This is a genomic window from Trichocoleus sp. ST-U1, from assembly GCF_039961835.1.
Lineage (GTDB): Bacteria > Cyanobacteriota > Cyanobacteriia > Cyanobacteriales > FACHB-T130 > FACHB-T130.
On record NZ_JAMPJZ010000132.1, the window covers coordinates 1 to 9,763 of the forward strand.

The 9,763-nt window shown below is 48.3% G+C and carries 11 protein-coding genes; 9 read left to right on the top strand and 2 right to left on the bottom strand.

Annotation, left to right across the window (positions count from 1 at the left end; all coding sequences use genetic code 11):
- Both NDA06_RS25500 and NDA06_RS25505 read left to right on the top strand, forming a co-directional pair.
- A partial coding sequence (locus NDA06_RS25500; protein WP_190985828.1) for a transposase occupies positions 1 to 162 on the top strand: 162 nt, incomplete at its 5' end.
- Between the two features lie 199 nt (positions 163 to 361).
- Positions 362 to 916: a hypothetical protein gene (locus NDA06_RS25505; protein WP_190435405.1), complete on the top strand. Its 555-nt coding sequence runs from the start codon at positions 362 to 364 to the stop codon at positions 914 to 916.
- Positions 917 to 1,020: 104 nt separating this feature from the next.
- Here the strand turns inward: NDA06_RS25505 and NDA06_RS25510 are convergent, their stop codons facing one another.
- Positions 1,021 to 2,217: a class I SAM-dependent methyltransferase gene (locus NDA06_RS25510; protein WP_190987246.1), complete on the bottom strand. Its 1,197-nt coding sequence runs from the start codon at positions 2,215 to 2,217 to the stop codon at positions 1,021 to 1,023.
- Positions 2,218 to 2,658: 441 nt separating this feature from the next.
- Here NDA06_RS25510 and NDA06_RS25515 point away from each other — a divergent pair, with 441 nt between their 5' ends.
- From NDA06_RS25515 to NDA06_RS25540, 6 genes are all read left to right on the top strand, one after another.
- Entirely contained in the window at positions 2,659 to 6,060 is a 3,402-nt protein-coding gene (locus NDA06_RS25515; RefSeq protein ID WP_190411196.1) for a phycobilisome rod-core linker polypeptide, read from the top strand.
- Between the two features lie 22 nt (positions 6,061 to 6,082).
- Positions 6,083 to 6,340 carry a hypothetical protein gene (locus NDA06_RS25520; protein ID WP_190987152.1) on the top strand — a complete coding sequence of 86 codons (258 nt, stop codon included), beginning with the start codon at positions 6,083 to 6,085 and terminating at the stop codon, positions 6,338 to 6,340.
- A 48-nt stretch (positions 6,341 to 6,388) separates the two neighbouring features.
- Complete coding sequence (locus tag NDA06_RS25525) at positions 6,389 to 6,586, top strand: hypothetical protein (RefSeq protein ID WP_190987153.1); 198 nt, start codon at positions 6,389 to 6,391, stop codon at positions 6,584 to 6,586.
- A gap of 231 nt (positions 6,587 to 6,817) precedes the next feature.
- On the top strand, positions 6,818 to 7,303 hold the full coding sequence (gene apcA / locus NDA06_RS25530; RefSeq protein ID WP_190411195.1) for an allophycocyanin subunit alpha: 486 nt from the start codon (positions 6,818 to 6,820) through the stop codon (positions 7,301 to 7,303).
- Between the two features lie 62 nt (positions 7,304 to 7,365).
- Complete coding sequence (apcB, locus tag NDA06_RS25535; protein ID WP_190411194.1) at positions 7,366 to 7,851, top strand: allophycocyanin subunit beta; 486 nt, start codon at positions 7,366 to 7,368, stop codon at positions 7,849 to 7,851.
- Between the two features lie 234 nt (positions 7,852 to 8,085).
- On the top strand, positions 8,086 to 8,289 hold the full coding sequence (locus NDA06_RS25540; protein ID WP_190411193.1) for a phycobilisome linker polypeptide: 204 nt from the start codon (positions 8,086 to 8,088) through the stop codon (positions 8,287 to 8,289).
- A gap of 301 nt (positions 8,290 to 8,590) precedes the next feature.
- Here the strand turns inward: NDA06_RS25540 and NDA06_RS25545 are convergent, their stop codons facing one another.
- Entirely contained in the window at positions 8,591 to 8,830 is a 240-nt protein-coding gene (locus tag NDA06_RS25545; protein WP_190411192.1) for a hypothetical protein, read from the bottom strand.
- A 479-nt stretch (positions 8,831 to 9,309) separates the two neighbouring features.
- Here NDA06_RS25545 and NDA06_RS25550 point away from each other — a divergent pair.
- A partial coding sequence (locus NDA06_RS25550) for an FtsW/RodA/SpoVE family cell cycle protein (RefSeq protein WP_348251915.1) occupies positions 9,310 to 9,763 on the top strand: 454 nt, incomplete at its 3' end.

Consider the following 9,763-nt stretch of genomic DNA (forward strand, 5'->3'; position numbering starts at 1 on the left):
CCCCCTTATTCACCCGAACTCAACTTAATTGAAATCTTATGGAAGTTTATGAAATATGAATGGATAGAGATAGAGGCTTATCGGGACTGGAAAAGTTTAGTAAAGTATGTCAAAAATGTGCTAAAAAAAGTCGGAACCGAATATGTAATTAATTTTGCTTAAGCACTTATCAAAATATTCTTTGATGCTGAAAAAATACTTAAAGGAGTACAATCACGTCTTTCCCGTTGCCGGTTCTATCTGAACTAATTTTTTTGTTCAAGTTTTACAGAAGTCACTAAAGGATATAAACTGGAAACTTCGTTTAATTTTGGTGGTTATATAGACTACAGGTAGCTGTAGTTGAGGAGGTATTGGTTAAATGAAACCTCAAACTCAAGGGTTAATCTGCATCATTGGATTAAGTGCCTTTATCAGTTCACCAGCCGTGGCTCAAACCTATCGGCTTGAAAAATTCTTCAATGGCACTCCCCCCTACGATGGTGACAGCCTTAACAGTGCCCGAAATCCTATAGGAGATATGGAAGCCTTTATCTATCAGGAGGCTAAACCGATTATTACGATTGAGTTTGAAGCAGGAGATGAAGCGCCTTCTGAAACACCTGCTGAGACTCCAGAAGAACCACAAAATCAAATCCCTGCTGATGAGACTCCTGCGGAAGTCCCAGAACCAACGCCTGCTGAGATTCCAGAAGAACCACAAAATCAAATCCCTGCTGAGACTCCTGCGGAAGTCCCAGAACCAACGCCTGCTGAGACTCCGGAAGAACCCCAAAATCAAATCCCCGCTGAGACTCCTGCGGAAATCCCAGAACCAACGCCTGCTGAGAGTCCAGACGACAACAACGAAGAGCCAAAACGAGAGATCATTTGGGAAGCAGAACCAAGGAACCCCCAGCCAAACCAGGGTAACTAATGTAAGGCAAGCTGAATTGATATATGAAATATTGGCAATGGGAATAGGTAATAGGGAATGAATCGTCATGAATTTCCTATTACCCATTAACAATTACCGATTTGTTAACTCGGTGTCAGCATAATTAGCTGTCGTTCCAAGAGCGATCGCACAAGATCCAACTCTAACGAAACACTCGCCAAAATTTCTTTTATGCTTCGACGTTTTTCTGAGTTCAGATCACACGCTTGCAAAAATCCAAACTCTCCCTCTGACAAATTGACAATCTGATAATCGTAGTTAAACAGACAGCGGCTAGGCCATCCATCCATGCATGGGTTTCGCGTTGGAATGGCTGCTAACAGTGCCTCATCCGATGACCAATCTGCTTTGGATAGGGGAGGACGTGCTAGGAAAAATTCGTAGTGAGTGACTGCTTCTGGGTCTAATAATTCGATTAAACGATAACGTTCGCGATCGCTTAATTTTTTTGCCCGTTTGAGCAAATCTGGATTTTTCCCCAAGAGTCGCTCTAATTCCCAGTTTTTGGGATTGGAAAAACCGACAAAATCCAAACCCGAAGCATCAATGAGTTCAAAAAGAGTGTCGATGTTGTAGTCGATTTCCTGGGGATGAACGTACATATCTGCAAAACACTCATCCCGCTGATTTTCTAAAGACCAGCGCTCTTTTTCTCGCTTGACAAGCCGATTATTTTCTGGCAAAGCGGCAAATATTTGACGCCCCACCTGAACGCCATCGCGGTAGTCGCCTCGCCGTTCGCCTTGAAGCAGTGCGATCGCTTTTTGCATCAACTGGATTTCCCAGCGCCCCAGCTCAGCATAAACGAAAATATGCATCAAGCCTCCCGGCGCTAACTTCGCCACTAGGGATTGAATTCCCCGAATCGGGTCGGGCAAATGATGCAAAACCCCAACACAATTGATTAAATCAAACTCACCCGGTAGTTCCTGCGCGTCATATAAACTCTTGTGATGAAACTCGACGCGATTTGCCCCAGAACGGCGACAACGCTCTCGTGCCACTTCCAAAGCGCCCGAACTCAAATCAATTCCCACCACTTGAGCCGCCGGATTGAGGTGAACTAGGTACTCTGTTCCTACACCCGTGCCACATCCGGCATCTAAAATGCGGACATCCTGCTTTTGGGGTGTTTGATGGGTGCAAAAATGATAAGCGGCTAGCCAATTCCAGCGCCAGTTGTAGCCGGGAGGCGGACTATCCAGCAGAGGTTCTGGTGGAAAAGGGTAAGTATCGTAAAGTCGTTGGACGGCGGAACTGATATCCTGCCTGATTTCCATATCACGTTAAAGGGTAAAGTTAGAGATGTCCGGGCAGGTCATCTGTAGGTAGACGGCGTCTTAAGTAACAAAACTTATCGCTCTTCTCAGGGAATCTGCCGCCATTTAGTATTATGACCTTGTGAACACCTAGATAGGGTTCTACACACTTTTTAACAAACCAGTCTGAGAAGCCCGAAAAGTTTTAATCTAAAAACTGAGCTGATTAACCCCAGGCAGTTAAAGGATAAAGGCTCAAAGATGAACGCTGAGATGTTGAAGGCGCAAGAATGAAGTTGATAAGCCATAAGCCGTAGGGAAAAAGCCACTTTCTCCGGGTCAGTCGCTCCCGTGGCGGTTGGTTAACTTTAATCCCTCAACCTTCACAATTCATCATTCATCAGTGGCACTCTGGTCATGTTTAACGCAGTGACGATTTAGATAGGGAGCTTTTGAGATCCAATGAGTGTTAAGGCAAGTGGTGGAAGCTCAGTTGCGCGTCCGCAACTATATCAAACAGTACCAGTTGCAACTATTTCGCAAGCGGAACAACAAGACCGCTTCTTAGGGAGAGGTGAGCTGGATGAACTGAAGAGCTATTTCAGTTCCGGCAGCAAGCGTCTTGAGATTGCTCAAACGCTCACCCAAAATGCAGACCTGATTGTGTCCCGTGCTGCCAACCGCATTTTCGTCGGGGGTTCCCCGATGGCTTTCTTAGAAAAGCCTCGCGAACCCGAATTGGTGACGGCGAACGTTCCGGATGTCAAACAAGGGATGGCGCTGGGAAATGTCACCTATGTGGAAAGCAGCGGTGGCTTTTTGCAGGGGTTGCGATCGCTCTTCAGCGCAGGCGGCGGCGGTCCTACCCCAGCGGGTTTCAGACCGATCAACGTTGCCCGCTACGGTCCGGGCAATATGCAAAAGTCGTTGCGGGACTTATCCTGGTTCTTGCGCTACCTGACCTACGCAATTGTTGCCGGAGACCCCAATATCATCGCGGTTAACACGCGGGGTTTGCGGGAAATCATTGAAAATGCTTGCTCCGGCGAAGCGACAATTGTGGCGTTGCAGGAAATGCGGGCAGCCGCCTTGGGTTATTTCCGGCGCGACGAGGAAGGGACAACGATTGTCAACCAGTACTTTGAAGTGCTGATTAGCGAATTCCGCGCCCCCACCCCCTCCGACAAAGTGCGGCAGCGTCCTTCTGGCGATCAGCAAGGTCTGCAACTGCCCCAAATTTACTTCAATTCAGCCGAGCGGCGTCCCAAGTACGCCATGAAGCCCGGTTTGTCATCTTCGGAAAAGCAAGAAATCATCAAAGCCGCCTATCGGCAAGTCTTTGAGCGCGACATTACTCGCGCTTACAGCCTTGGCATCTCTGACTTAGAATCCAAGGTCAGAAATGGCGACATCTCAATGAAAGAATTTATCCGCCGCTTGGGTAAATCTACTCTTTACCGCAAAAACTTCTACGAGCCATATATCAACAGTCGCGCTCTGGAACTGGCATTCCGTCACTTCCTGGGTCGTGGCCCATCCAGCCGTGAAGAAGTCCAAGAATACTTCTCCATTGTTTCCAGCAAAGGTCTACCCGGTCTCGTTGATGCCCTGGTGGATTCTAAGGAATATTCCGACTACTTCGGCGAAGAAACCGTGCCCTACATCCGGGGTCTAGGTCAAGAAGCGCAGGAGTGTCGCAACTGGGGACCGCAGCAAGATTTGTTGAACTACAGCGCGCCTTTCCGCAAGGTACCGCAGTTCCTCACCACATTTGCTGCTTACGAGCGACCGCTGCCCGACCAACATCCGTATGGTTCCGGCAACGACCCCTTGGAAATTCAGTTTGGGGCAATCTTCCCCAAAGAAACCAAGAATCCCAACACCCGTCCTGCTCCGTTTGGTAAAGATACTCGTCGCATCCTGATCCGCCAAGGTCCAGGAATTGACAACCAACTGAGCAACCCAGCAGCTCGTCCCAAAGCTCCGGGTTCCTTGGGTCCGAAAGTGTTTAAACTGGATCAACTCCCCGGTCCAGGTGGGAACGGCGGCACATCCTTCAAACGGTATGTGAAGAATTCCAGCGTTAAATACTCCGAAAGTTCCACCCAAGCGGTGATCAAGGCAGCCTACCTACAAGTGTTTGGGCGGGATGTCTATGAAGGTCAACGCCTCAAGGTGGCGGAAATCAAGCTGGAGAACGGCGAAACCACAGTGCGGGAGTTCATCCGCGCTCTGGCTAAGTCTGACTTGTTCCGCAAGTTGTACTGGACTTCGCTGTACGTTACCAAGTCGATTGAATACATCCACCGCCGTCTGTTGGGTCGTCCCACCTATGGACGTCAGGAAACTAACAAGTATTTTGATATTTGCGCCAAAAAAGGCTTCTACGCCCTGGTTGACGCGATTATCGATAGCCCCGAATACAGCGAGTCATTTGGGGAAGATACGATTCCTTACGAGCGCTATCTGACACCAGCTGGAGTCAGCTTGCGTAGCCTTCGGATTGGCAGCATTGCCGACACAGCTCTGAAAATTGAGAAGCAAGAAACCCCTCGTTTTGTGGAACTCGGTCAAGTCACGCAGCTGCGGACAGAACCCGACATTCAATTCCGCATCAACCAGGGTGTCAGCAAGAAGCGCGAGCAAACCAAGGTCTTTAAGCTGACAGAAACCAACGACAAAGCGTTGGTGCAAAACACAATCCGGGCAGCATACCGGCAAATTTTCGAGCGCGATATTGAACCCTATATCGTGAAGAACCAATTCAGCGACTTTGAAAGCAAGCTGCGGAATGGTGAAATCAACCTCAAGGAATTTATTGAGGCGTTGGGAGGTTCAGACCTCTACATCAAAGAGTTCTATACTCCCTACCCGAACACTAAGGTGATCGAGTTGGGTACGAAGCACTTCTTGGGACGGGCACCCCTAGACCAAGTAGAAATTCGCAAGTATAACCAGATCCTTGCATCTGAAGGGCTTCGGGGCTTTGTGGGCGCAATGGTGAATAGCCCAGAGTATGCCCAGGCGTTTGGAGAAGATACGGTGCCTTACAACCGCTTCCCGACCCTGCCAGCGGCAAACTTCCCGAATACCGAGAAGCTGTATAACCAACTGACCAAGCAGAATGATGACTTGGTGGTTCCCAGCTTCAAGCCGGTGCAGTCGCGCATGGATGTGGCGAAGATGCCGCTGATGGGTAAAGCGATCGCAGATATCGCTGCAAAAGCTCGTCAGCGCGACATGAGTAAGCCGCTGTTTATCGAGTTGGGTCGTTCCTTTACCAACGGTGACGGGCAATCCGTTGAAGTTGGAGTTGGGACATCGCGGCGTAAGCCTGCTCGAATTTACCGGATGAACCCAGGAATGAACCAGGGTGAATCTGCACAGGTGATTAATGCCATCTACTGTCAGGTGATGGATATCTTCAGCGGTCAAGTTCCTGGGGAACTGCGCCGTTCGGATCTCGATAGCAGACTCCGCAACGGTGAAATCTCGGTGCGCGAGTTTGTGAAGAGTCTGGCGAGTTCCGATATCTATCGCCGTCGCTTCTATGCCCCCTATCCCAACACCAAGGTGATTGAGTTCCTATTCCGGCACCTGCTGGGACGCGCACCCGCTACCCAAGGTGAAATCCGGCAGTACAACAAACTGCTGGCGGATAGCGGCTTGAAGGCGGCTGTAGAGGCAATGGTGGATAGTCCTGAGTATGCCCGTTACTTCGGCGAGGATGTGGTGCCTTACAACCGCTTCCCGTCCCTGCCAGCGGGTAATTATCTGGGCAGTGTGAAAGCAGCAGCTGACTTGGTGAAACAATCCTGGTCAGATATGTCGCCTTCCTACATCGGTAATCGCTTGAGCCGATAAATCCGAGAGTCGGGAATGGGGAATGGGTGATTTTGATGACCCGTTCCCCATTCCTAATGAATCGGAAGTTTTGCTCTGTGCTCTGGATGACGCGGGGAGTTTATCGAAACGCAGAAGCGCTCCAGAAACCAAAGAAATAGAGATAGAAGAGGCGATCGCTTTTTGTCGAGCATCCTCCAATAAGATAAATTCTTCGGTTCAAATTCCCCCAATAACCGCACTGCAAAACCTTGTCCAACTGCATTGTGGTAAAGTGGCTCATCTAGTGTCCACAACTTGAATCCCTTAAAGTTTCTGCTAAAGCTGAATCAGCAGAACAGATTAGGGCATGGAATGGGCGATCGCATTTTTATGGAGCCGCGAAGATTTGGAGGACAAGGGGGAAGAGAAGGTGATTGATGCTCAGGGGTGCAAAAATTCAAAAATCCTGACAGCGATCGCTCCCCTCCCAAGCAAGCGATCGCTCTTTGATGACCAACTGACCCCAGCGAAACCCGCTGCGATCGCCCTCAAAGCCCCAAAATGAGGAACAATATTAAAAAGTGTTAAGAAGAGACCTGGAATGTGAACAGAATGCCGCAAAATTATTTGCGGAAGGTAGCTGAGTCCCAGGCAGTGTGTACGGATGGTTACACTGAAAAATGCTAAAGATACCGAACAAGTATTCTTGTAGCAGTGACAGGCTTCCACATTCCTTGGCGAATGCCAGTTTCAAACCATCTGGTAAAACTTTTCTTTTGATTGGAGGAATCCACAAATGAGTATCGTCACGAAATCCATCGTGAATGCTGATGCCGAGGCTCGTTATCTTAGCCCAGGCGAACTAGACCGGATCAAGAACTTTGTGACCTCCGGTGAGCGTCGCCTCCGGATTGCCCAAACGTTGACCGACTCTCGCGAGCGCATCGTCAAGCAAGCTGGCGACCAGTTGTTCCAAAAGCGTCCTGATATTGTTTCTCCCGGTGGCAACGCTTACGGTGAAGAAATGACCGCTACCTGCCTGCGGGATATGGACTACTACCTACGCCTGATCACCTACGGAGTCGTTGCTGGTGATGTCACCCCGATTGAAGAAATCGGTTTGGTTGGCGTTCGTGAAATGTACAAGTCTCTGGGTACCCCGGTTGACGCAGTTGCTGAAGGCGTTCGCGCTATGAAGAATGCTGCTTCCTCCATGATGTCTGGCGAAGATGCTTCTGAAGCAGGCGCTTACTTCGACTACGTGATTGGTGCCATGCAGTAGGGTGTTTCCCTTCCCCTGCTAAGGATTAGAACCTGACTACGTAAGATAAGGAAACAAGAAAAATGCAAGACGCAATTACTGCTGTTATCAATTCCTCTGACGTTCAAGGTAAATACCTTGACACTGGTGCTTTGGAAAAGCTCAAGGGCTATTTCAACACTGGCGAACTACGCGTTCGTGCAGCAACCACCATTAGCGCTAATGCTGCCACCATCGTTAAGGAAGCGGTTGCTAAGTCCCTGTTGTACTCTGACATCACCCGTCCCGGTGGCAACATGTACACCACCCGTCGCTATGCTGCTTGCATCCGCGACTTGGACTACTACCTCCGCTATTCCACCTATGCCATGCTGGCTGGCGACCCATCCATCTTGGATGAGCGCGTGCTGAACGGTCTGAAGGAAACCTACAACTCCTTGGGTGTTCCCATCTCCGCTACTGTGCAATCTATCCAAGCCATGAAAGAAGTTACCGCCAGCTTGGTGGGTGCTGATGCTGGTAAGGAAATGGGCGTTTATTTAGACTACATCTGCTCTGGCTTGAGCTAAGCGTAAGCGCTCGTTCATCGCTTAAGTTTTAAGCGACTGCGTTTTGTCTGGTGAAGTCTGGGAAGTCTGGAGTGAATGCTAGCTCGTCAAAGGCTTGTCGAATTAAGTTGATAAGTTTTAGCGGTCTAGTATTGACTCTTGACTCCCAGCCTTCGGTGTCTTAATTAGATACGCCAATCCAAAGATTGATTGAGATCAAAAATTTCCTCACCACCTGACTAGGAGAAATTAACCATGCGGATGTTTAAAATTACTGCCTGTGTTCCCAGCCAGACCCGTATCCGGACTCAGCGGGAATTGCAAAACACTTATTTCACGAAACTCGTTCCCTACGAAAATTGGTTTCGCGAACAGCAGCGGATTATGAAAATGGGTGGAAAAATCGTTAAGGTTGAGCTGGCTACTGGTAAGCCAGGAGTAAATACTGGTCTACTTTAATTTGCGGAAATAGGCTTGTTTACGGAATTTTCAACATTTAGATAAGATTCAAATGCAAAGAGGTCTTAAGGACCTCTTTTTTTGTGGCTCAATAGCCGCTTTCGATAGCAATTCGTTTTATTAGGCTACACTTCGATTCCCGAAGCTCCCTTTTTCAGCAGACGCCTAGAGCGATTCTGTTGCTAGTAATTTGTGAATCATATAAGAACTAGATTAAAAACAACGACTAAAGTTTGCTAGGTAAGCATTTATTGACTTCTTGTCAAGGATTTTTCCGGAATTTCTGTTAAGCCAAATTCTTTTAGAACTCAGCGCTGTGTTCGTAATCCAGGCATTCTTCCTCGCTCTCTTCTCTCCAAGTTCTACCGCTTGTCTCACATCGATGCTGCTCGCCTATCCAAGGTATCACCACTGGATGTGTAGATGAGTAGAGTGAAGATGAGCTGACGAGAGCTAATAGGATGGAGGCGATGCCGATAAATCCTGCCAACACCAGGACAGTCAGCACCGTTACATTGAGAGGATGAGTTTTGACCTGCATTTCTAAGTAATCTCGCTCAACTTTATAGGAAATAGGGAATCGTCTCTGTAGTCTTGGGGGCTAATTGAGCTTTTTCAGCTTGCTCAATCCAAAACTCTAAGTGGTCTGCGTGATTATACGTAATAGGGGCGATAGATATTACGAAGTAATAAGGTCGCGTTTTTACTTAAACCACTGAAATTTAGAATTTTGATTCGGTAATCATACGGTTAAGTTCAATACAAAGATCGTCAGTGAAGCAATCTTCTTGAAAGCTTTAATTTAGAGGGTAGATTAATAAATTTTTGATTTAGAAAGCGATCGCCTGATGCCCTTAGATGTCAGAAAGATTTATAGAAAAGCAAAGAAAATCGGGAGCGGATGAACCGATATCGGGCAAAGCGCCTTATCATTTTGGTCGGTACCGCTGCTAATGTTGGGGAGCGAGCAGCACTCCGTGCATCTGTCAAAGCGATCGCTTTGTGATTCCCTGCCGCTGAATGTTACCTATACGCCAAGTCGCTGTGAATTTACGCCAGCTAATTCCTGTTTTTAATTCCTCTGCCCAGGATTGGGCAATAGATGCCAGATTGTTGCGGTGGCTCACCTTCCTCTGGCTATTTATCGGGTTAGTCGTGCTATTTTCGGCGTCCTATCCCAGCGCAGATGCTGAGTTTGGAGATGGGATGTACTACTTTAAGCGCCAAATCATCTCAGTCATCCTGGGGCTAGTAGCATTTAACCTGGTGGTGAACTTCCCCCTACGTTCTGTTCTAGAAATCGCTGATTGGTTTGTCATACTCCTGTTGGGAGTGATTTTCATCACCCTGATTCCAGGAGTGGGAACCACCACCAATGGCGCAACCCGTTGGATAGCCTTGGGGCCATTTCCACTTCAACCCTCTGAGTTGATCAAGCCGTTCCTGGTGTTGCAAGGCGCTCGGATTTTTGGGC

Coding starts and splice junctions, on each gene's coding strand:
- NDA06_RS25505 (WP_190435405.1), top strand. CDS start 362: ATGAAACCTCAAACTCAAGGGTTAATCTGCATCATTGGATTAAGTGCC.
- NDA06_RS25510 (WP_190987246.1), bottom strand. CDS start 2,217: ATGGAAATCAGGCAGGATATCAGTTCCGCCGTCCAACGACTTTACGAT.
- NDA06_RS25515 (WP_190411196.1), top strand. CDS start 2,659: ATGAGTGTTAAGGCAAGTGGTGGAAGCTCAGTTGCGCGTCCGCAACTA.
- NDA06_RS25520 (WP_190987152.1), top strand. CDS start 6,083: ATGGGTGATTTTGATGACCCGTTCCCCATTCCTAATGAATCGGAAGTT.
- NDA06_RS25525 (WP_190987153.1), top strand. CDS start 6,389: ATGGAATGGGCGATCGCATTTTTATGGAGCCGCGAAGATTTGGAGGAC.
- apcA (WP_190411195.1), top strand. CDS start 6,818: ATGAGTATCGTCACGAAATCCATCGTGAATGCTGATGCCGAGGCTCGT.
- apcB (WP_190411194.1), top strand. CDS start 7,366: ATGCAAGACGCAATTACTGCTGTTATCAATTCCTCTGACGTTCAAGGT.
- NDA06_RS25540 (WP_190411193.1), top strand. CDS start 8,086: ATGCGGATGTTTAAAATTACTGCCTGTGTTCCCAGCCAGACCCGTATC.
- NDA06_RS25545 (WP_190411192.1), bottom strand. CDS start 8,830: ATGCAGGTCAAAACTCATCCTCTCAATGTAACGGTGCTGACTGTCCTG.